The sequence below is a fragment of the Persicimonas caeni genome, assembly GCF_006517175.1.
GTDB classification, from domain to species: domain Bacteria; phylum Myxococcota_A; class Bradymonadia; order Bradymonadales; family Bradymonadaceae; genus Persicimonas; species Persicimonas caeni.
Genome location: NZ_CP041186.1, coordinates 6,055,810 through 6,076,343 on the forward strand (window position 1 = coordinate 6,055,810; position 20,534 = coordinate 6,076,343).

Genomic DNA, 20,534 nt, shown 5'->3' on the forward strand with positions numbered 1-20,534 from the left:
ATCGAGTAAAATCGAGTAAACGAGAAAAGCCCCCGGAGCCGATTTGGCTGCGGGGGCTTTTTGATGTCTGCTGTTCTTAGGTGTGTTGTCCTTAGAATCCCATCTGGAACGCTTCTCCGATGCTGGCGTACCAGCCGATGATCCACATGACGATGCCGACCATCGCCTTGAGCACCAGTTGGATGGTCGCGACGCCCACGCTCTTGGTGAAGCCGAGGTCATACGATGACATGATCACGCCGAACCAGAGCACCGCGTACAGCGGCCAGCTCAAAAAGAACGGCAGGATTCCCAGGACCAGACCGGCCACGCCCAGTCCAAACGAAAGCCACATTGCCTTCGAATATGAGTTCTTGTGCTGGGGCACGCCCATGGTGCCGACAGCCAGCTTCAGCACGAGGGCGTGTAAGAAGAAGGTGACAATACCTATAATTAGTGTGCTCATGGATCCGTCTCTCGTGCGTTGAAAGAAAGCCCGTGCGTTGAAAGCAAGGGCGCGACGCTATTGGATGCACCCGTACCTATGACCGTCGTGCTATGATCATAAGCACTGTTCGAGGCAATTTCTATTCCCGCGCCGATGCGATATACACTCGTGTCGAGACTTTGTAGTTCCCAGAAGAGAATCGATGCTTCGCGGCAACACGCAAAAGGAATGGGGCGGACCCGCCTCGGAGAACCGTCGGCGCTTTGCCACAGTCGCCGACGTGCTTCGTGGTGCGCCCGAATTCGCCGGCAAAGCGGGCGTCTACATCATGGACGCGCGCGGCAGCCAAGAATTTCGCACCTACACGCAGATCTTGGAGAACGCGCTTCGCGTCGGCGCCTCCCTTCGAATCCAGGGGATCGGCCGGCTCGAGCGGGTCATGCTTCTGCAGTCGACTGGCTTCGACTTTATGAGCGCTTTTTTCGGGGCCGTGGCCATCGGCGCCACGCCCGTGCCCTATCCGCCGCCGGGGCGCCAAGACCACGCGAACGGTGAGCCGCGCTTCATGAAGACCGCCAAGCGGCTCGGCGCGTCGGCCATCGTCGCCGACACCGACATCGACATCGCCAAATTGTCGGCGATGGGCCCGGCGGGCACGGTCTCGTCAGTGCACACGGTCCCCTCGCTGCTCGAGGGCATGCCCGTGGGCGCGGTCGTCGAGCCGCACACTTCGCTTCCCGAGATCGCCTATATCCAGCTGACGTCTGGAGCCACTGGCCCGATGCGCGGCGTCGAGCTCACCCATCGCAATATCTTGTCGAATACCCGCGCCATCGGCCGCGCGCTCGAGGTGCGCGAAGACGATATCGGCGTCTCGTGGATTCCCCCGTACAACTCGATGGGTTTGGTCGGCCTGATCTGCTTTGGGCTTTACTGGGGCATCGACCTGGTGCTGATCCATCCCGAGCGTTTTCTCAAGCGCCCCGAGGAGTGGTTGGCGGCGATCTCTCGGCACCGCGGCACATTGTCGACCGCACCCAACTTCGCCTACCACTACGCGGTGCGCCGCTGCCAGGAGTCGAACCTCGAGGGCCTCGACCTGTCGAGTTGGCGCGTGGCGATGAGCGGCGCCGAGCCCGTACGCGCCCAGCACATGGACGCCTTCGTGCGGCGATTCAGCAACTACGGACTCCGCCGCGACGTCTTCCTTCCGGTCTACGGGCTGGCCGAGGCGACCGTCGGGGTCACCTTTGCCGAGCTCAACAAGCCGTTCGGCATCGACGGGATCAACCGCCGGGTGCTCGAGAAGGAAGGCCGCGCCGAACCCTTGCCCGAAGAGGGCGCCAAATCCCCCGCCGAGCGCCTGCACCTGGTTTCGGTCGGAAAGCCGCTCGAAGAGATCGACGTCAAGATCGTCGGCGACGACGGTCAGGAGCTCGACGATCGCCACTGCGGCGAGATCTGCGTGCGCGGGCCGAATGTGATGAAAGGCTATACGGCCGACAAACCCTCGCGGCGCGTGGACTCGCCGGGCTGCACGCGCTTGCAAGGCGAGTGGCTGATGACGGGCGACCTCGGCTACATCGCCGAAGGCGAACTCTATGTGCTCGGCCGCGTCTGCGACGCCATCGAGACGGCACGAGAGCGTCTCGTGTTCCCCGAAGAGATCGAGCTGTTCGTCAACTCCGTCGACGGCATTCGTGCCGGCAGCGCGGTCGCCTTTTCGGTGACTGCCTCTGCCGATGCCGAGGGCGCCGAGCCAAACTTGCTGGTCATCGCCTACGAATTGCAGGCGGGTACCGAGGCGTCCGACGTCGAGCGAGCCGTCAAGTCCCTGATTCGAAAGCACCTGAGCATCGACCCCCACGCGCTGGTCGCGCTCTCGCCAGGCTCGGTCCCCAAGACCCACAGCGGCAAAGTGCGCCGCTTTTTGGCGCGTCGACTCTACCTCGAAGACCGCCTCGAGCGTCGCCAACGCACCGCCGGCGAACTCGAAGGCGTGCGCCGCTTCGTCCAACGCGCCCAAACCGAAGCCAGCCGCCTGCGCAACACCTTCCTCCAGCGCCTCGACAACTGGCTCTCCAAATAACCTCCCCCCCGCGACCCCCAAACCCCTAGACCCCTAAACTCCCAAACCCCCAAACCCCCACCACATCTTTGACCCACCACCGCCAATCCGGCTACAGTAGAAAGGCCGAGCACCCGACTGGAGTAGGGTTGCTCCACTTGTGACACCGATGTCCCGATTCGACCGAGTTTCGATGTTCCGAACGGCTCACCATTCAGCCCCTTGGGTAATTTTGCTTGTCGCCGCCACCGCATTGGCGGCGAGTGTGGCGGCGTCGTGCGCGGGCCTGGGCGCGAGCTGCCAATTCGACTCCGACTGCACCGGCGGCAACCTGTGTATCCAGCAGACTTGCTACGCGGCCTGCACCGCGGCCGAAGATTGCGAGCCCCCTTACGATATCTGCCAGCCCTACGCGCGTCAGAACTCCGGCGGCGACGAGACCGTCAAAATCTGCGTGGGCGAGGATTTCGAGGTCGAGAACAACGACGCCGGGAACAATTGCGAGCAGAGCGGTGACTGCTGCCAAACCGACGCGGAGTGCGCCGCGCTGCCCGATTTCGGCCCCAACGCGGTCTGCGGCGCGGACAACCGCTGCATCACCCCGGTGGCGCACCCCGAGCAGGGCATACTCATCCGCGACCGCACCACCGTCGATACGGGCGAACAACCGGCCGACGGAGGCCTGGGCGCCGATATTGCGGCGGTCTTCGTTCGTCCGGCGGCCACCGAGGAGGCCACCGGATTCGGCGTGTTGCTCGACTACTCGCCGGTCAATGGGGCGGACGGACCCGCTGACGCCCACGTCGGCGCAGCACCGCTGCTCGACGCGCAGGGCCAATGCGTCTCCGGCGGCTTCGACGAGACAGCGCTTCCGCTGGGCGGGGAGGGGGGCTACGCGCTCTTTGGCTTCGACAATGCCGACGGCGATCGCCTGCGGTTGAATAATGGCTGGGAAGCCGTCGTCATCGAGTGGGGGGCCAATTGCGGAGCTGAGGCTGCGGCCGATTCGTACGACGTCTTTTTCTGCACCGCGCAGAGCGAGGGCGCGGCGATCGACCCGGTCACCGACTGCTCCAAGCAGCTAAACCCTCAGCCTGCCTCCGGTTTTGCGGCGATCAGCCTCGACTGAGCCCGCCGAGAGGAGCAGGCGCAGCTTGAAATTGCGCGAGTGCGTTGCATTTTCGTCGCCGATGGGTAAATGTGGCACATAACTTCATTGCACGTTCGCATTTACTGATTGTTTTTTTGCCCAGGTGGCAAACAACTTGCAACTTGGCACAAATGGCTCGATAAGAGCATCGATGAGCTCGATTGTCCGAACGTGGGCGAAGAGAGTTCTGCAATTGGATGGTTAGTGTTACTTCCACTCTAAACCTCACTGTAGGGGAGAGAAATGAAGACGTTTAAGAAATTGTTGGCAATCCTTCTGGTATCGACCGCCTGTTCCGGCCTGATCGTGGCTTGTGGTGGCAGCGAAGAAGACGATTGTCTTTCGGATGAAGACTGCGCGGCAGGCGAGCTCTGCGATCAGACGGACAAGGTCTGTCGCTTCTCGTGTGAGACCGACGCCGACTGCACCGTCGAGGGCGAAGTCTGCGATACCGACCGCACTAACAGCGGTGGTGTCTGCGTGCTTGGCGACACCGAGCCCGAGTGCACCACCGACGACGACTGCGCCGAAGGCGAGACCTGCAACACCGAAACCGGCATGTGCGAAGGCACCGAGCCCGAGTGCACCACCGACGACGACTGCGCCGAAGGCGAGACCTGCAACACCGACTCGGGTATGTGCGAAGTCGCCACCATCTATGGCTTCGCTCAGATCACCGATGTCTCCGACACCACCAACGACGCGCTGTGCGGCGACAGCCTCGACGATCCGGGCTCCGACCTGTACGGCATCGAGCTGACCTCGGCTGACGGCAGCTCCTCGTTCTGGGCCCAGTGGGTCTACGACGGTGTCAACCACAGCACCGACCTGGCTTCGCCCGCCGGCGTCATCGACGGCACCGCTCCCGGCCTCGACGCCGAGGACTGCCCGGAAGCTGGCTTCTCCGACAGCGTCGTGGCCCTCGGCTGCGGCGGCTCGCTCATCGTCGAGTTCGTCGACGACCAGGGCACCGCTGTCGACATCCTTCCCGGCGACACCATCACCGTCTACGAGTACGGCGCTCAGTGCCAGACGTCTCCCTCGGCGGACCAGGACGAGTGGAGCGTCTCCATCTGTGAGCTCAACGAAGACGAAGCCCTCGCAGGCAACTGCACCGGCGAAGTCGCCGTGGGCAGCGGTAACGGTCTGAGCGACGTGACCGTGCCGACCGACCTGTAAATCTGCAGACACGTGGTTGTGTATTGCAGCCGCGCTCTGAGTAGGTCGAACACAAACCGCCCGGACTCGCTCTTTGCGAGCCGGGCGGTTTGCTTTTGGGGCCCACCTGCTCCGCAACGGAACAATCAATTGAAGGAAGATCTGGGCGGGTTTACTCATTTGTAAAGAGCGACTAATGTCGCCGCCGAAACCGCTGCACGACTCCGAAGGGAACACACAACGATGCGAATGCGAGTGATAAGCTTGATGATGGCGCTTCTGTTGGCCCCTGTGCTGACAGTGGGAGCCGGGTGCGCCACAGGTTCCGACGCCAAGCCCCAGACCTATGCTGGCGCCGCCGAGCAGCGCTACATGAGCGCTGACGAAGATCTCGAGGACGGCAACTATCTGGAGGCGATCCGCCAATTCAATTCGGTTCGCAACAAGTTCCCGTACAGCAAGTACGCGCCCCTGAGCGAGCTTCGCATCGGCGACGCGTACTTCGCCCAAGAGAAGTACGCCAGCGCTGTCGAGCAGTACCGAAACTTCATCCAGCTGCACCCCAAGCACCCGAAGGTCTCCTACGCGCATTGGCGCGTGGCGCTCGCCTTCCACAAGCTGATGCCTGAAAACTGGTGGCTCTTGCCGCCGGCCTACGAGCGCGACCTCGCCAGGACGCGGGATGCGGTGCGCGAGATGAGACTTTTCATCAAGCGCTACCCGAACTCCGAGTACACCGACCGGGCGCGCAAGCTGTTGGCCCAAGAGCGCCGCAGACTGGCCGACCACGAGTTGTACGTCGCCAAGTTCTACCTCGACCGCGACAACCCACGCGCCGCCGCCATGCGGCTGCGCTACTTGCTCGAGAACTACTCGGGCCTCGGACTCGACCCGCAGGCGCTCTTCTTGCTCGCCCGCTCCTACATCGAGCTGGGCGACCTCCAGAAGGCCAAGACCGCGCTGGGCGATCTCATCGAGTATCACCCGAACACCGAGTTCGCTCGGGAGGCCCAGGACTACCTCGCCGAGTATGAGCTGGAGTGAGGAAGGGCGAGGGAGAAGGAGAGTTGACACGACGACCCACGATAGCTATACCATCCCCCCTCGGTTCCGGCCTGTGATTTTTCCCGGTAAATCGACAGAGTCGCGCGCCGAACAAGATTTTTTAGCTATCTGAATGTAGCTACGAGCAATCACGATACACTGCCTGCCACGCCCCCCCCACGATGGGAGACAAGCGGGGCCCAACGAGCGGGCAAGACTAGACGAGAGCAGCCATGAAGACGTTTAGCGTCAAAGAGCAGGATGTTGAGCGCGCGTGGCACCTGGTCGACCTGGAAGGAAAAACGGTCGGTCGGGCAGCCAGCGAGATCGCGAAACTGCTGCGCGGAAAGCACAAGCCGATCTACACGCCGCACGTTGACTGCGGAGACTTTGTGGTGTGCATCAACGCCGACAAAGTCGAGTTTTCGGGTAACAAACTCACCGACAAGATGTACCGTCGCCACTCCCTCTACCCGGGTGGCCTCAAAGAGATCGGTGCCGGTGAGTTGATGGAAAAAGCCCCGGAAAAGGTCATCGAATTTGCGGTGCAGGGGATGCTGCCCAAGAACACGCTGGGCCGCAAGATCATCAAAAAACTCAAGGTCTACAGCGGCGCCGACCATCCGCACTCGGCCCAGCAGCCCCAAACTTTCGAGATCGACTGAGGAGATAGACAGCCATGGCCAAAGTAGAACAGTTTCACGCAATCGGTCGTCGTAAAAGCGCTAGCGCTCGGGTCTTTTTGCGCCCCGGCGGCAGCGGCAACGTCACCGTCAACAAGCAGGACGCCGACGAGTACTTCGCTCGCGACACCCTGATGATGATCATCCGCCAGCCGCTCGAGCTCGTCGACATGAGCGACAAGTTCGACATCTACGCCACCGTCCGAGGCGGCGGCAAGAGCGGCCAGGCCGACGCCATCAAGCTGGGCATCGCCCGCGCCCTCGAGCTGTACGACGGCGACCTTCGTTCGCCGCTCAAGAAGGCCGGCTTCCTGACCCGCGACGCTCGCGTCAAAGAGCGTAAGAAGTACGGTCAGAAAGGCGCTCGCGCTCGCTTCCAGTTCTCGAAGCGCTAAGCCGAGTCGACCGACACAGTTGCTGTACCGGCAGCATTGGGCCGCAGGGACGCGGCCCGCACAACAAAAAACGCCCGACGTGTATGTGCGCGTCGGGCGTTTTTGTGTTCTTGCGTCTCTCCTTATGGGGCGCCTCGATTTCTGAAGGCCTTCTCAAAACCCAAACGGCAACAACAACATCAACGTCGCCATCACCACGAACATCGCGCGCCAGATGCCCATGCGGAAATACATGCGCAGGGCGCCGATCTCGATGTTGAAGACCCAGATGATCGACAGGAAGTGGCCGAGGGGAAACTCGGCGATGGGAGGGATGAGCAAAAAGGCGTAGCCGGCGCTGGCGTATCCGACGATGCGCGCGCTCAGGCTGAAGCTGGAGTGGCCGCCGGCGAGTCGGGTCGCCAGGTGAAAGATCCCCACGTGGGCCATGAAGATGAGCACCGCGCGGATGGGCACAGCGACAAACAGCGCCACGCGCGCCATGTCGAAGGTGGCGCCCGATTGCTCGGCGACGGTGTTGATCAGCTCCTGGTACTGCTCGAAGAAGAGCATCTGCCAGCCGGTGCTGAACAAGAGCCCGACGCCCAGGCACAGCAACCCGAAGGCCACCGCCGGGCCCCAGGAGCCCGAAAAGCGCACGTTTTGGAAAAAGGTTCTCGGGGAGGTGACCACGTCGACGAGGGTGCGCGCGAAGGCGCGCGGTGAGTAGTCCTCGTTCGGATCCTCCCACGGGGTCGTGGGAGGCGCGAACTTCTCGCGGCACACACTGCAGATGCAATAGCCGCGAAGGTCGCTCCCATGACAGGCGGCGCAGATATCGCCACCGCACTCGGTGCAGATGGCGATAGCCGGCGCGCCTTCATGGTGCGAACACGTTCTGTGGTCAGCGTGTCGCTGGGAGGTAGTCACTGCTTACTTCTTGTCGTCCTTTTTGCGCTTGCGGCGACGAGTCTTCTTGCGCTTGCGCTTTCTCTTGTTGCGCGACATCGACTTCGAGTTCGAGCCGTCCATCGCCTGGCGGTGGTGGCTCGGCGGGGTGTAGCCCGGGGGCAGGTTCATGCCGCCCATGCCGGGCAGTCCGCCGCCTTGCGACTGTCCGCCGCCTCCGCCGCCGCCCAGAAGGTCGCCCATCAGCGAGCCGATGTCCATGTCCTTCATCTGGCGCATGGCGTTGAGCTGCTTGAAGCCCGGAATCTTGTTCAAGAATCCGCCGCCCATGTTGCTGAACTGCTGCATCATGCCGCGCATCATGTTGAACTGCTGGATGACCTGCTCGACCTTCTCCTGCTCGGAGCCCGAGCCCTTGGCGATACGCCGCACCCGGTTGGGCTGCTTGGTCAGCAGATCCGGGTTGGTCTTCTCCTTGTCGGTCATCGACTGGATGATCGCGCGGATCTTGCCCAGCTCGCTGTCGTCGACGGCCACGTCGTCGGGCAGCCCGCCGCCAAAGAACGGCATCATCTCCATGAGCTCGCTCATCGAGCCCATCTTCGAGATCTGCTCGAGCTGGTTGTAGAAGTCGTTGAAGTCGAACTCGCCCGAGAGCATGCGCATGGCATCCTTCTCGGCGCGCTGCGCTTCCTCGTCGGACAGCGTACGCTCGAAGCGGTCCATCAGGCCCATGACGTCGCCGAATCCGAGGATTCGGTTGGCCAAGCCTTCGGGGCGGAACTCCTCGAGGTCGTCGAGCTTCTCGCCGACACCGATGAACTTGATGGGCTTGCCGGTGACCTCTTTGATCGACAGGGCGGCACCACCGCGGGCGTCACCGTCGAGCTTGGTCATGATGAAGCCGTCGACCTCCAAGCGGTCGTTGAACTCTTTGGCGGTGTTGACCGCGTCCTGGCCGATCATGGCGTCGGCGACCAGGAAGATGTTCTCGGGCTTGGTCGTATCGATGATCTGCTCGAGCTCCTCCATGAGGACGTCGTCGACGGCCAGGCGGCCGGCGGTGTCGAACAGGATGATGTCGCGGTCTTTGTCCTCGGCGATCTTGAGCGCCTCTTTGCAGACCTCGACCGGGTCGGCGCCTTCGCGAGCGTGCACCGGCACGTCGATGCGCTCGGCGAGCTGGCGAAGCTGCTCGATAGCAGCCGGACGATAGACGTCGGCGCCCACGAGCAGGGGCCGCTTGCCCTCGCGCTCCATCAGGTACTTGGCCAATTTGCCGGTGGTGGTCGTCTTACCCGAGCCCTGCAGGCCGACCATCATGATCTTGGTCGGACCCAGCCGCGGGTTCGAGAAGACGATGGAGGTGTCCACCGGGCCCAGAAGCCCTTCGAGCTCGTCGTGGCAGATCTTGACGAAGTGGTCGCCCGGGGTGACCTCGACCTTCTCGTTGGCCTTGGCCTTGACCTTGACGACCTCGCCGATGGCCTTTTCCTTGACCTGCTTGATGAATTTTTTGGCGATGCGGAAGTTGACGTCCGCCTCGAGCATCGCCATGCGGATGTCTTTGAGGGCGTCGTCGATATTCTCTTCGGTGATCTCCCGCTTCCCCTCGAAGCGATTGCGTACGTCGCGAAAACCCTTCGCGACAACGTCAAACATAGCCATTGCCAAACCCTTTGGTCTCTAGAAACTGGATGCCGATTGGGGCGCTCAAGTGGCGCACCCGATTTATGCTGGTTGCTTCACGAAAAACTCGTACGAAAAAGTCGCACGGAACGAACGTGTAAACAGAGCCGCTTGTTCCGGTCGACACGCAGGTCCACCGGCGGCGGCTCGATGTGGGAGGGCGACTGCCGGCCCTTTGTGCCGACAGCGGGAGGTGCGGATTGGCGAACGGCCTTCGCTGAGGCGGCAAATACCGCCCCGAAAAGGGCCCTCCGACAGGTCCGTCAGGCTGGCTGGCAACGTATCCACTGGGCGGTGGGCTGTCAACTGAGCCCGAGCGTGTTAGGATGGTGCCATCTGGACGAAATAGGCAGCAAACTTGCGGGCCGTGGCTGCGGCCTATATAAGTGAGGGTGTTTTCGACCTTTTTTGCGTCGGGTTACGCACATACGGAGAAGAGAGATATGCAGATCAACATACAGCTCATCATGCAGCAAGGCTGGACCCGCTCGGTGCTCGCCGTCCTTTTCGTCGGACTGATTGCCGCGGCGTCGACCGGTTGCGAGCCGAGCCCCAAAGAGAAGCTGAGCGCCGCTCAGGTCGCCGTGATGAACGAGAAGCCGGACGAGGCCGAGAAGTACCTCAAAGAGGTGCTCGAAGCCGAGCCGGAGAACTTCACCGCCAAGCGCAAGATGGGCGAGGTCGAGCAGCTTCGCGGCAACTACGTCAAGGCCGAGGAGCAGTACAAGTCGCTGTGGGACGCCCAGGGCTTTGGCAAAGAGGGCGCCGAACTGTCGACCAAGCAGGAGAGCCAGAAGGCACTCCTGCAGGAGAATATGCTCAAGCTCTATGAGGACTGGGCCGAGTCGATCGATCCGTCCGAGAGCCCCGACAAGTATATCGAGGTGGTCAAAAAGGGCCTCGAGATCAACCCCAAGAAGACCCGCCTGAACACCATGCTCGTCACCGCGTACGAGAATCAGGCCAAGAAGCTCGTCGAGCAGGGCAAGAAGCTCGAGGCGGCCGCGGTCTACGAAAAGATCCCGCAGCTCTACACCAGCTCCAAGAAGCGCAGCAACGCCGAGGAGCGCGCCACGAACCTTCGCTTCGAGGCCAACAAAGAGCAGATGCTCGGCTACTTCAACGAGAAGGCCAAGCCCGAGCTGCAGAAAGAGGACCGCTACGACGCCGAGAACAAGACCATCAAAGTCAGCGTCGAGAAGTCGCTCGACAGTGACATGGAAGCGCTGGCCGAGAAGGCCATCGAGAAGAGCCAGGGCAAGAAGGTCGACCTGAAGCGTCGCAGCGCCCAGCACGCCGCGATCATCTGCGACATCGCCATGCGCCAGGAAGTCCTGGTCCCGTCGGTCGAAAAGGCCATCGTCGAGGCCACCGGCATCCCCGCCGAGTCCGACTTCTCGAAGATGCGCGTGCCCGCCAGCGTCAACAAGGGCGTCAAGATCGAGGCCGGCCGCCGCGACTGCAAGCTGACCGCCGCCTTGCCGCTCGACGCGGTGCTCAAGATGGGCTTCGAGGTCAAGCAGCAGACCGAAAAGGCCAAAGCCGAGGGCGAGGGTAAGGAGGCCGACAAGGCCGAGTCGGGCGCCAAGGCCGAAGCCGACGAGGCCGGCGACAAGAAGTAGGGCCACTGCCCGATCAATCGCGCGGTTTGGTTTTAACTCGCCGTGCGGGTGTCTAAGATGGAAGGATGCGTGTCAGCGGCGATACGCATCCTTCTGTCGTCTGGGGCGCGCCTCTTCGGCGCTTGACACCATACGCATGTGCGGTTCATAAGAATCGCGGTGACAGTGATTTTTAGATTGGTATCCCTGTGTCGCGGCGCCTCGGCGCTCGACCCCTGAGCAAGATTGCATAGGAGCAGCCGCCATGTCGGACGAAGAAGAATTCGAAGACGAAGAACTCGAAATGGGCGACGACGACGTCGATCTCGACGTCGAGCCGGAAGATTACGACGACGACGATTTCCAGGCCACCGAGATCGACGACGAGCTCTTGGAGAAGGCCCCGGAGAACGCCGCCAAGGCCAACCCCAAGCGCATGAGCGCCGCCCAGCGCAAGAAGAACCGCAAGCTCGTCGAGGGCATCATCGACTCGACGTACTTCGAGTCACCCGAGTCGGCCGAGAAGGCCTACGCCGCCCTCAAAGAGGAGACGGATCTGGCCGCCGCCAAGCCGTACTCGCTCGACGTCGAGCTGACCGAGAACGACACCGTCGACCACCCCAAGTTCGGCATCGGGTTCGTGCTCGAGCTCGTCTCGCCGACCAAGGTCGAGGTCTTGTTCGAAGACGGCGAGCTCATCAAGCTTGTGTGCAACCAAAAGTCGAAGCGCTAATAAGCCTCTAGATCGAGTCGAACGCCATGGGCGACGACAACATCAAAATCATCACCCGCAATCGTAAGGCCCGCCACAACTACTATGTGGACGAGGAGTACGAGGCGGGCCTCAAGCTCGTGGGCAGCGAGGTCAAGAGCCTGCGCGAGGGCAAGGTACAGCTCAAGGACGCCTACGCGCGCTTCGAGAACCACGAGCTGTACCTTGTCAACGCCCATATCCCGCCGTACTCGCACGGCACTCACGAGAACCACGAGCCCGAGCGCGACCGCAAGCTCTTGATGCACCGGCGCGAGCTCAACCGGCTCGAGAACAAGGTCGAGACCGCCGGCTACACGCTCATCCCCCTGGCGCTGTACTTCAAGGGGAGCCACGTGAAGGTCGAGCTCGGCCTGGCCAAGGGTAAAAAGCTGTTCGACAAGCGCCACGAGCTCAAAAAGAAGCAACACAAGCGCGAGATGGCCCGCGAGCACGCTCGCCAGCACGATCGGCGCTCGTCGGATTATTGATGGGGCTAAGGGTGACTAAGAGAGGCTAAGGGTGACTAATACTACTTGGTCAATTTCGTGGTCCGCACCTGAGCGAGACCAGGGCCACGAGCGCGAGAAGGCATTCTGACAGCGATGCCGGTGCGCATCATGGAAGAATGACGCCGAAGCGATCGTGGTTCTGGGCCGCTCCAGGGCGGGTTCACCGAAAGTGACCAAGTAGTACTAATCGGATGTGGTCATTCTGGTCTCTAGTTCCCCTTAGTCACTAGCTCGCGAAGCGAGCGGCTTAGTTACTCTTAGTTCCCCTTAATTTCCCCAAAAAAATTGGAACAATCGCGACCCGTCACCAGTTTTACTAACGAATGACGGGTTACGCATTTGACACCGCACCCAAAAGCCCTTAGGTTCCCGGGTCCGGCAAAGTTTTGAAACCTTCCGCGATTCGCCGCATCTCAAGGGTGTAATCGGGAAGGCTCGGCTGACCCGACGCTCTTTGACAACCGACTGAGAAAGTCGTTTCACGACACCACTCAGTCCAGTCACACCCTTTACGGGGGCGCACTGGCTTCGACGTGGGATGTTGAAGCGAACGATTTCGTGCCGTGGGTATCTCGGTGACCACGTTATTAACTGTCGAGAATCTACAACTGGCAACGATACAAACCAGTATGCGATGGCTGCGTAAGCAGACTGTCGTGAATAGACGCGGGTAAAACCGCCCGTCCACTATTGCACCTCGCCTGTGGGGCTTTAGGGACGACGAAAAGCAGGCTTGGCCCCAGGAAGTTCGGTCTTCGGTCTGGGGCGACACATGAGAAGGCCCCTCTTTCGCCATAGCCTGTCCGTGGACAGTGGTTGAAGGAGGTAAAACTTCAAACACGGACTACGCACGTAGCAGCGTTCAGTGGATCTTCCGCGGACGCGGGTTCGATTCCCGCCGCCTCCATTCGGACCCGAGGACTTTTGTCCTCGGGTCTTTTTTTGTTTCTTGAATCACAAAAGCCGCAAACCGGCGAGGGGCTCCTCCCCCGTGGGGGAGGTGGCTCGTGCGCCGTACAGCGCGAGTCGGAGGGGGCATCAGCAACCAAGGAGCCTCGCCCACGCAACCCTAGGATGTCAGAGGCTGTCGAAGAAGGTCGCCCTTCTAGCAGGTAGGCCTCAGACATCGGCTTGCGTGAGCGGGCGGCCTCGCTACCAGGTCAAGATGACCTGCCTCCTAAGTCGTTTGCGACAACCTTTCGGCTTCGCACGCTTGGGCTTGGTGGCGGCGAAGGTACTTCGACACCAGTGGGCCGACGTCGGCCGCTGTTAGAACCGCGGTGGGTGCAGACCGCAGCACGCCGTGCCGCAGTCCAAACCTCGCGATGTTGCGGGCGCGTCTGCGGGAGCGTCCTGGAAACGCCTGGCAGATCAGTTCTGCGATCGCTGTGATGTCGTCGGCACCGGTGTCGTACGAACCTCGCGAGCGATGCGGCTTCACCTCGTTCTCGTCGCCGAGCACCTGCCGAGTTCGAGCGGTGTCCGGGTCGTAGTCTTCGTCTCGCGAGGCGAGCATGATGCGCGGGGGCAGGGCGGTTGGGGTTCCGGCGATTGGCTCCTGGCTGCCTTCGGGAACGGGCACCTCGCACTCGTCGCAGGCGCGAAACACCGCTTCGGGCTCCACGAGAATGCCGAAGCGTTCGACGTACTTGCGCCGGTGGCGAACCACCACCGCGCGCACGGAGCTGTATTTGGAGGCCCGGCGCGTTAGCTTGGCGTTGCCGGCGGGTAGGAAGGCCAGGGCGTCGAGTCTCATGCAGTTAATGCAGGTCGGCTTGGATGTCTTCTTCCCTTGGAAGACGACCAACGAGCGGCGGCCTTCGAAGGTCCGGCCGCACGCGCGGCACTTCTTCGCCTTGCGGTACGACCACACGACGATGTCGTCGTCGAGCCACTTCACCTGCCGGCGCTTTCCTTTTGGTTTTCGGTTACGCTTTCGTCTACGTCCCATCTCTGCTCTCCGTTTTTTCGCGCATTATTCACGCCGCCCGCGTCCCGCGCGCCCGGTGGCGCTGCTCCCACTCGATGCAGGCAACTTGGTGGAAGAGGACGTGGTCTTGGCCGGCGCCGGCCGGGTCGTAGGCGCGGAGGATGGCGCCGGCCTCCTCGGTGGCTTGGAGGGCGAGGGCGACCAAGGCTTTTTCGCGCTCTTCGAGCGGCAGGTTGTCGAGGTTGAGCCAGCGCTCGAGGGTGGCCGTCGACCACTGCGTCGCCCAGGTCTCGAGCGGCTCGGCCATTTGGTCGAAGCGTCGGCACTGGTCGAGGGTGTGGTCGATGCGCTGCTCGAGGCGGTTGATGGCGAGCGCCATTCGGCATCGGTGCAAGAGTTGCTGTCGGTCCATGAGAATTCTCCGTGTCGTGTGGTCGATTTTGTTGCGTTCGGTGACTCGGGACCGCCCGTACATCATGCTTGTCCCTTCCATTCTTGTTTTCGGCAAAACGGCGCTGATCGTTGCGTACTTTTTTGTGCCCGGTCCGATGTGTGTGAGGTGTGGTGGGGTGTAAGATGCTGGGAAGGTTGGGGTTTCTGGTGGGTGTGTTTCCGGCGGCTAACCGGCCGAGGGCCGTCATTCTCTGTTTGCCCGTAGAACCTCGCCGGGGACATATGTGGTTGCCGTCAACAGGACCGCTCGTGAGCAAGGCAGGGTCGTTGCGAAGGAGCCATTCGACGCAGAGTGAACAGAGAATCGCGCTTCTGTCGAACGATGGGGAGGCGTCTGTGGCGGGTCGGTAAGTTGCTGAGATTAAAGGGTAAACTTTCGTGTGTGAGGTCGGGCTCTTGGCGCGGGATGCAAAAAAAGATCGAGAAAGTACGCAACGAATCGCCCCGATCTGCCGAAAACCGTATTGAGGGGGGCAAGGGCCTTTGCTCGTCGTTTTCGGCAGACAACCACACCATGGGTGATAGGAGCAGCGATATGGGTATCAAGATTCGCAAAGAGCGCGGCCAGAAGAGTGACAAGCGGCGCCGGCGCCAAAAGCAAAAGTCCGACTACGTCGAGGTCGGCCGCGGCGACCACTGCGTGATGACCATCAACCGCCACGACGGGTCGATTGTGGTGCAGCGATTCACGTCGGCCGAAGAAGCGCAGGCGCAACACGAGCGCAACGTGGCCGCGGACAAGCCGCTTGTGGGCGTGACTGAGCTCAACTGAGGAGAGTGGGTGCATAGTCTACCGCTGAACGAAGGGTTGGCCAGGGGCGAGGATGGTGAACTAGGGAGACCATCCCCGCCCCTGTACCTTCCAGATAGCCCGACTTAGATAGCCCGGCGGCTGGCGGTGTTACGGCCCTTCGCCGCACTCATTGAACATGTAGATCGGTTCGATCAGGTCGGTGCAGTCGCCGTCGCCGCAGCTTGCGGCTTGGGCGACGGAGACGCCGCCGCGCACGCGCAGGCAACGCTCGGCTTGGCTGCCGCACTTGCCGGCGACCACGCTGACGTCGACGGCGGCGACGGGGGTCGGCGCGCAGAACGAGCCGTCTGCGTTGGTCGTGGTCTCGGCGAGCAGCGTGCCCCATTCCTCGGGGGGCTTGGTGCAGTCGATGACGAAGTCACCCATGCCGGCAGCGTCGCCTCGTTGTCCGTGGAAGACATAGACGTGCGTACCCGGGGAGACCGGTCCGAAGTCGTTGGTGCCGGGGTTGGTCATCACCTCGCCGCTGATGCAGCTCATTTGGCCGACTTCAGGAGTCAGGGGGTCGACGTCGGTGCACGAGTCGTCGCCGCAGACAAGGGAGGCGTCGGCGGCGGTGACGCTTGACGAGGCGGTCATGAACTCGCCGTTGGCGTCCGTGTGGGTGACGACCACGTCGACCTCGGCGCCGCGCGGAACTGCCAAGCAGTATTCGCCGGAGGGGCCGCTCGTCGCGGTTTCGCTCTCGGTGCCGAAGGGGCCGTCGTAGCGGCCGGAGATGGTCGCGCCTTCGATGGGATTGCCGCCTTCGTCGACGACCGTGCCGGAGAGGCACGACGGCGGGGCGAGTTCGATTTGGACCTGCTGGCAATCACCGTCTCCCATGCCGCTGCATGTCGCGGCGGTTCCCGTGCCGGAGATCTCGACGGCGTCGCCGATCTGGGTGCGCCCGTCGGAACCGGCGGCGCTCACCTGGGCGGTTGAGCCGAGCTTGAAGTCGACGCAGGTCACGCCGGAGTCACCGGTGATTCCGTAGGAGGTGCCGTTGTAGGAGACGCCGTCGACGTAGATCTGCGCGCCGGAGACCGGGGCGCCGCTGGCTTCGTCGACGACCGAGACCTGCACACACTCCTTGTCGTACCAGGGCTCGTCGCAGTTCCACCAGGTGAAGTGACTGACGTCGACCGTCCAGGCGAGCTTCTCGGCGGCGTAGGTCGACTCGATGACCTCGCCCATGCCCTCCTGTCGCCACATGCCTGCGTCGGTGTCGTACCAGTACGCCTCGATCTCTTCGCCGAGGCTGTAGTCGTCCTGCAGGTCGTCCGGGAGCACGAACTCCAGGGTGGCCTGCGCGCCATCTTTGAGCGACAGCGGCTCGCCAGCGTCGGTCTGAAGTTGGACGTCGGCCATGAACACCGACTGCATCGGCGTCGGGTCGTCGTCACCTTCGAGCACGCCCTCGAGCGGGCCGGGCATGCCGGCGCGCTCGTGGGTCGATGGGTTCAGCGGAGTGATGAGCGCCTGGGCGGCGCCGGTGTAATCGTCGCCGGCCGCGTCGACCAGCGAGTTGGCCGGGATGCTCACGTGCACCCGGTCTTCGTAAAGCTCGCTGTCCGTAGTCGGGTCGAAAGGGTGGGGCGCGCCGGTCGCCAGCAGGTGAATCGAGCGGGCCGCCTCGGTGTTCGCGGGCAGGTCGACCACGGCGGTGGCCGGTGCGAAGCCGTCGGCCTCGACCATGGCGAGGGTGCGCCCGGAGGTGAGCTCGTCGAAGGAGACAGCGCCGTCGGCGTTGGTCTGGCCTGTGGCCGGAGAGGCGGACGAAGCGCCGGGCTTCGCCAGAGTGACATTGGCCGAGTCGATCGGCTCGCCGTCGATATCGAAGATGGTCAGTTCGAGCGACGACGTCTGGGTCTCGGCGTCGGAGGCGTCGGATTGGGCGTCGCTTGCGTCGGAGCCCGCGTCAGGGCCGATGTCGCTGCCGGAGGCGTCTTCGTGAGTATCCGTGGCCGCGTCCTGTCCGCCATTATTGTTGGCGTTGTTGCCGCTGCCGCCGCCCTGGTCGTCGGAGCAGGCCCCCAGACTCGCCGCCAGGCAGAGCACGGTGAGCGCGCTGAAGAGTCGGTTCCATCGTCTGTGTCTCGTGCGTCTCATTGTCATCCTTCCCATTTGAGAGTCCATCTGAGTCATTCACGTTGGCGACGTTGGTCGCCGCCGTCCGGGAAGGGGTAATTGCAACGAAGATGCCATCGGCGCGGGATGGTGTGCTGGGCGGATCGAGGTGGGGCGGAGTACCAAAATTTCGGCCATTGATGTCAGCCGAGCAGAAGATTTCGAGTTCGGCGCGGTTCGCAGTAGCGGAATGGCTCGCGAGCTTTGGGCGGAGAATACCGCCCAGGAAGGGCGTTTGGGACCGATTTCGCAGGCGAGCGACATCGGCGTCATAGCCTATATGCAAGTGCGGGGCCAGCTTGGTGCAAGGCTGGTGCAAAGGCTCGTCGAGGGGGGCGCATTCGCTCGTCGGTGACCTCTTTGGAGGGGCGAAACAGCCCGACGTCGATGTCCCCGCGGGTCACGCACGACCTTCCGTTCGAACTCACCATGTCGGTTGGCCGCGCGTCGCGCTCTCAAAACGGTACAGGGGGCGCACCGGTCTTTCACTGGCCCGGTGACTCGTCTCCAACCGGGGCGAGTGCCTTTGCCGCTGCGCGCCGCAGGGTGCTGGATGTCGCCTTCGAGATCTTGCCGCTCTCCCAGGTCACCTTCGTGGGGCTGGCGCCGTGCAGACAGTGAAACAGCACGAGGCCGGTGAGGTACGAGCCGGCCGCCGTCGCCGAATTGCCGTTCTGCGGGCTGTGCAGGCGGATGTCGGGATGTGCCTCGCGCACGTCTGCCCACACTTCTCCAATCGGACACACCGCTGAGCTACTGGTCCAGCTACGCACGCCGCGAGCCAGCGCCTTCGTGAGCCTGTCGTAGTCGCCGAACTCCGGATAGATATTGTAGATGTCTGTCTCCGGAGCGCGCGCCCAGGGTATCCACACGATTGACCGTGCGTCGCTCTGTATCGCCGCGTTCTCCAGCTTGGCGAGCGCAGCGCCGAATGTTGTCTCCTGAGCGGCCGGCTCCAGGCTCTGTGGTTGCAGCACGACGACGTCGTATTGACCGTTGTGAATTTTGCTTTCCGCATCCTCGTCGACGTGCCAGCTCAGATCCCGCCCCGGTGAGGCAGAGAGTTCGTACCAGAGAGGCGCTTCTCCGGCCGATTTGGTCATTTCGGCGACGTAGCGGGGGATCCTCCAGTAGGTATGGCTATTTCCGATGAACAGCACGGTCATCGCGCTTTCGGGCTTCGTCTCGTAGATATTCGCAACGTCCACGTATCCTTTTTGACGTTGCTCTCCGTAATACCACAGCGGGACGACGGTCACGGCGAGTAGGGCGATGACTATCTTGAGCAGCGGGGAGCTCTTCTCTTTCGAGCTCTCCGGAGCCTTTTCACTCTCGGGTTCTTCAACAGGTTGCGTCGCGAAGGCGTCTCTGGCCGCCTCCACGGTGCTGGGACGCCTTTCGACGGCAGGCTCGAGCAACGCGCGCAGTCCTTGGCGCCATCGTTCGGGCAGGCGGACCACGTCGTCGAATTGCAGGCGGTTTTCGGCGGTCTCGAACTCGGTGGGAGGACGATTCGAGAGCAGGTGCAGCAGCGTCGCGCCGACGGCATAGAGATCGGACGCGGGCACCGCCTTGCCCATGAACTGCTCGATCGACGTGTACCCGCTGGTTCCGACGACCGTCGAGCCTCCCATGCTCCGTGCTGCGCTCGCCTGGACCGTGCCGAAGTCCACGAGGACGATCCGGCCCTCGGGGGTGCGGATCAGGTTCGACGGTTTGATATCGCGATGGACGATGGGTGGCTCGAAGCGATGAATGTAGGAGAGCGTTTCGAACAGCGCGTCGCGCACGTCGGCAGCAGCGGCCGGGTCGAAGGAGCCGTGCGTGCGCAGCTCCTCTTCGAGGGTTTCTCCTTCGATAAACTCCATCGCCATGAAGAACGCGACGTCCCCTCCGTCCTGTCGTTTGAATGAATCGACGTAGTGGGGCACGCCGGGGTGGTCCATTCGCTTGAGCACTTCGGCTTCACGCTCGAACAGTTGCAGGCTCTTCCACTGCTGCAGCCGGCCGAGATCGAGCTCCTTCACCGCGACGTGTTGTCCGCTCTGTTGGTCGAGCGCAAACCATGTTCGGGCCTGACCGCCAAACCCCAGAAGCCCGCACACCAGATATCGTTCGTGCAAGAGGAAGGGGGCAACCACTGCCGAGGGCCGTTCGAAGTCGCCCGGCTGCCGGCTCTCGGCCTCGGCCCGGATCATCCGCATGACGCGTTGTCGAACCTGTGGTGGTACCTCGCCGTGGGGCGGAGCGCCGACGTTTCGTCGAGCCGTAGGGTCTTTGGCAAACTGCTCCCACTGCCGGCGAGTCCACTCTTGCCTGGTTAATTCATCCGTCATCCCTCACCCATCGTCCAGAGCACGTTCTGACTGCTGTTCGGTCACGATACCATAGGGCCTATCTCCGCAGCGAGAGCTGGAAGCACTCGCACCGAAAGCGCGCGACTTGTTCGGTGCGTGGGCATCTTGCCCTCGCCAGCGAGAGCTGGAAGCACTCGCACCGAAAGCGCGCGACTTGTTCGGTGCGTGGGCGTCTTGCCCTCGCCAGCGAGAGCTGGAAGCATTCGCACCGAAAGCGCGCGACTTGTTCGGTGCGTGGGCATCTTGCCCTCGCCAGCGAGAGCTGGAAGCACTCGCACCGAAAGCGCGCGACTTGTTCGGTGCGTGGGCATCTTGCCCTCGCCAGCGAGAGCTGGAAGCACTCGCACCGAAAGACGGAAGCCCTCCGCGGTGGCGCATCATCAGTACGCGACCCTCGGCGTCGTGGATGACCGCGGCGACGGCGGGCATCATCAACAAGCCGTGGCCGACCTTGTCGCGCAGGCTTCTGTAGTAGTCGGACATTGGCATTTGGGGCTCCGTTTGA

At 62.5% G+C, this 20,534-nt stretch carries 17 protein-coding genes and 1 other RNA gene; 11 read left to right on the forward strand and 7 right to left on the reverse strand.

Annotated features, from left to right (window positions below):
• Positions 1 to 91 precede the first annotated feature (91 nt).
• Complete coding sequence (locus tag FIV42_RS22420; protein WP_141199853.1) at positions 92 to 445, reverse strand: hypothetical protein; 354 nt, start codon at positions 443 to 445, stop codon at positions 92 to 94.
• Positions 446 to 629: 184 nt separating this feature from the next.
• Here FIV42_RS22420 and FIV42_RS22425 point away from each other — a divergent pair, with 184 nt between their 5' ends.
• The 6 genes from FIV42_RS22425 to rpsI all read left to right on the forward strand — a co-directional run bounded on the left by FIV42_RS22425 (position 630) and on the right by rpsI (position 6,925).
• Positions 630 to 2,516 (forward strand): AMP-binding protein, encoded by a 1,887-nt coding sequence (locus FIV42_RS22425; protein ID WP_141199854.1) that lies wholly within the window; start codon positions 630 to 632, stop codon positions 2,514 to 2,516.
• Positions 2,517 to 2,760: 244 nt separating this feature from the next.
• Positions 2,761 to 3,624, forward strand: a complete 864-nt coding sequence (locus FIV42_RS22430) for a hypothetical protein (RefSeq protein WP_141199855.1) — start codon at positions 2,761 to 2,763, stop codon at positions 3,622 to 3,624.
• A 264-nt stretch (positions 3,625 to 3,888) separates the two neighbouring features.
• On the forward strand, positions 3,889 to 4,824 hold the full coding sequence (locus FIV42_RS22435) for a hypothetical protein (RefSeq protein ID WP_141199856.1): 936 nt from the start codon (positions 3,889 to 3,891) through the stop codon (positions 4,822 to 4,824).
• 228 nt (positions 4,825 to 5,052) lie between these two features.
• The gene (locus FIV42_RS22440; RefSeq protein WP_168210863.1) at positions 5,053 to 5,847 is read left to right on the forward strand and encodes an outer membrane protein assembly factor BamD; all 795 of its coding nucleotides are present in this window, start codon (positions 5,053 to 5,055) and stop codon (positions 5,845 to 5,847) included.
• 233 nt (positions 5,848 to 6,080) lie between these two features.
• Complete coding sequence (rplM, locus tag FIV42_RS22445; RefSeq protein ID WP_141199858.1) at positions 6,081 to 6,512, forward strand: 50S ribosomal protein L13; 432 nt, start codon at positions 6,081 to 6,083, stop codon at positions 6,510 to 6,512.
• Between the two features lie 14 nt (positions 6,513 to 6,526).
• Entirely contained in the window at positions 6,527 to 6,925 is a 399-nt protein-coding gene (gene rpsI, locus FIV42_RS22450; protein WP_141199859.1) for a 30S ribosomal protein S9, read from the forward strand.
• Between the two features lie 153 nt (positions 6,926 to 7,078).
• Here the strand turns inward: rpsI and FIV42_RS22455 are convergent, their stop codons facing one another.
• Together FIV42_RS22455 and ffh are read right to left on the reverse strand one after the other, a co-directional pair.
• Positions 7,079 to 7,834, reverse strand: a complete 756-nt coding sequence (locus FIV42_RS22455) for a YIP1 family protein (RefSeq protein ID WP_141199860.1) — start codon at positions 7,832 to 7,834, stop codon at positions 7,079 to 7,081.
• A gap of 3 nt (positions 7,835 to 7,837) precedes the next feature.
• The gene (gene ffh, locus FIV42_RS22460; RefSeq protein WP_141199861.1) at positions 7,838 to 9,475 is read right to left on the reverse strand and encodes a signal recognition particle protein; all 1,638 of its coding nucleotides are present in this window, start codon (positions 9,473 to 9,475) and stop codon (positions 7,838 to 7,840) included.
• A gap of 470 nt (positions 9,476 to 9,945) precedes the next feature.
• Here ffh and FIV42_RS22465 point away from each other — a divergent pair, with 470 nt between their 5' ends.
• From FIV42_RS22465 to ssrA, 4 genes are all read left to right on the forward strand, one after another.
• Complete coding sequence (locus FIV42_RS22465) at positions 9,946 to 11,124, forward strand: tetratricopeptide repeat protein (RefSeq protein WP_141199862.1); 1,179 nt, start codon at positions 9,946 to 9,948, stop codon at positions 11,122 to 11,124.
• Between the two features lie 244 nt (positions 11,125 to 11,368).
• Complete coding sequence (locus tag FIV42_RS22470; protein ID WP_141199863.1) at positions 11,369 to 11,836, forward strand: hypothetical protein; 468 nt, start codon at positions 11,369 to 11,371, stop codon at positions 11,834 to 11,836.
• Positions 11,837 to 11,862: 26 nt separating this feature from the next.
• On the forward strand, positions 11,863 to 12,345 hold the full coding sequence (gene smpB, locus FIV42_RS22475) for an SsrA-binding protein SmpB (protein ID WP_141199864.1): 483 nt from the start codon (positions 11,863 to 11,865) through the stop codon (positions 12,343 to 12,345).
• Between the two features lie 534 nt (positions 12,346 to 12,879).
• Positions 12,880 to 13,276, forward strand: a transfer-messenger RNA (tmRNA) gene (ssrA, locus tag FIV42_RS22480).
• A 267-nt stretch (positions 13,277 to 13,543) separates the two neighbouring features.
• Here the strand turns inward: ssrA and FIV42_RS22485 are convergent.
• Together FIV42_RS22485 and FIV42_RS22490 are read right to left on the reverse strand one after the other, a co-directional pair.
• Entirely contained in the window at positions 13,544 to 14,266 is a 723-nt protein-coding gene (locus tag FIV42_RS22485) for a hypothetical protein (protein WP_141199865.1), read from the reverse strand.
• 79 nt (positions 14,267 to 14,345) lie between these two features.
• On the reverse strand, positions 14,346 to 14,708 hold the full coding sequence (locus FIV42_RS22490) for a hypothetical protein (protein WP_141199866.1): 363 nt from the start codon (positions 14,706 to 14,708) through the stop codon (positions 14,346 to 14,348).
• Positions 14,709 to 15,284: 576 nt separating this feature from the next.
• On the opposite strand from FIV42_RS22490, the gene FIV42_RS22495 reads away from it, so the two are divergent.
• Positions 15,285 to 15,521 (forward strand): hypothetical protein, encoded by a 237-nt coding sequence (locus FIV42_RS22495; protein WP_141199867.1) that lies wholly within the window; start codon positions 15,285 to 15,287, stop codon positions 15,519 to 15,521.
• Between the two features lie 129 nt (positions 15,522 to 15,650).
• Here FIV42_RS22495 and FIV42_RS22500 read toward each other — a convergent pair whose 3' ends face one another.
• Both FIV42_RS22500 and FIV42_RS22505 read right to left on the reverse strand, forming a co-directional pair.
• Positions 15,651 to 17,654 (reverse strand): carboxypeptidase-like regulatory domain-containing protein, encoded by a 2,004-nt coding sequence (locus FIV42_RS22500; RefSeq protein ID WP_168210864.1) that lies wholly within the window; start codon positions 17,652 to 17,654, stop codon positions 15,651 to 15,653.
• 503 nt (positions 17,655 to 18,157) lie between these two features.
• Positions 18,158 to 20,008 carry a serine/threonine protein kinase gene (locus tag FIV42_RS22505; RefSeq protein ID WP_141199869.1) on the reverse strand — a complete coding sequence of 617 codons (1,851 nt, stop codon included), beginning with the start codon at positions 20,006 to 20,008 and terminating at the stop codon, positions 18,158 to 18,160.
• Positions 20,009 to 20,534 lie beyond the last annotated feature (526 nt).

Bases quoted from the DNA above. Each gene is read 5' to 3' on its own strand.
- FIV42_RS22420 (WP_141199853.1), bottom strand. From the start codon at position 445: ATGAGCACACTAATTATAGGTATTGTCACCTTCTTCTTACACGCCCTC.
- FIV42_RS22425 (WP_141199854.1), top strand. From the start codon at position 630: ATGCTTCGCGGCAACACGCAAAAGGAATGGGGCGGACCCGCCTCGGAG.
- FIV42_RS22435 (WP_141199856.1), top strand. From the start codon at position 3,889: ATGAAGACGTTTAAGAAATTGTTGGCAATCCTTCTGGTATCGACCGCC.
- FIV42_RS22440 (WP_168210863.1), top strand. From the start codon at position 5,053: ATGCGAGTGATAAGCTTGATGATGGCGCTTCTGTTGGCCCCTGTGCTG.
- rplM (WP_141199858.1), top strand. From the start codon at position 6,081: ATGAAGACGTTTAGCGTCAAAGAGCAGGATGTTGAGCGCGCGTGGCAC.
- rpsI (WP_141199859.1), top strand. From the start codon at position 6,527: ATGGCCAAAGTAGAACAGTTTCACGCAATCGGTCGTCGTAAAAGCGCT.
- ffh (WP_141199861.1), bottom strand. From the start codon at position 9,475: ATGTTTGACGTTGTCGCGAAGGGTTTTCGCGACGTACGCAATCGCTTC.
- FIV42_RS22465 (WP_141199862.1), top strand. From the start codon at position 9,946: ATGCAGATCAACATACAGCTCATCATGCAGCAAGGCTGGACCCGCTCG.
- FIV42_RS22470 (WP_141199863.1), top strand. From the start codon at position 11,369: ATGTCGGACGAAGAAGAATTCGAAGACGAAGAACTCGAAATGGGCGAC.
- smpB (WP_141199864.1), top strand. From the start codon at position 11,863: ATGGGCGACGACAACATCAAAATCATCACCCGCAATCGTAAGGCCCGC.
- FIV42_RS22490 (WP_141199866.1), bottom strand. From the start codon at position 14,708: ATGGACCGACAGCAACTCTTGCACCGATGCCGAATGGCGCTCGCCATC.
- FIV42_RS22495 (WP_141199867.1), top strand. From the start codon at position 15,285: ATGGGTATCAAGATTCGCAAAGAGCGCGGCCAGAAGAGTGACAAGCGG.
- FIV42_RS22500 (WP_168210864.1), bottom strand. From the start codon at position 17,654: ATGAGACGCACGAGACACAGACGATGGAACCGACTCTTCAGCGCGCTC.
- FIV42_RS22505 (WP_141199869.1), bottom strand. From the start codon at position 20,008: ATGACGGATGAATTAACCAGGCAAGAGTGGACTCGCCGGCAGTGGGAG.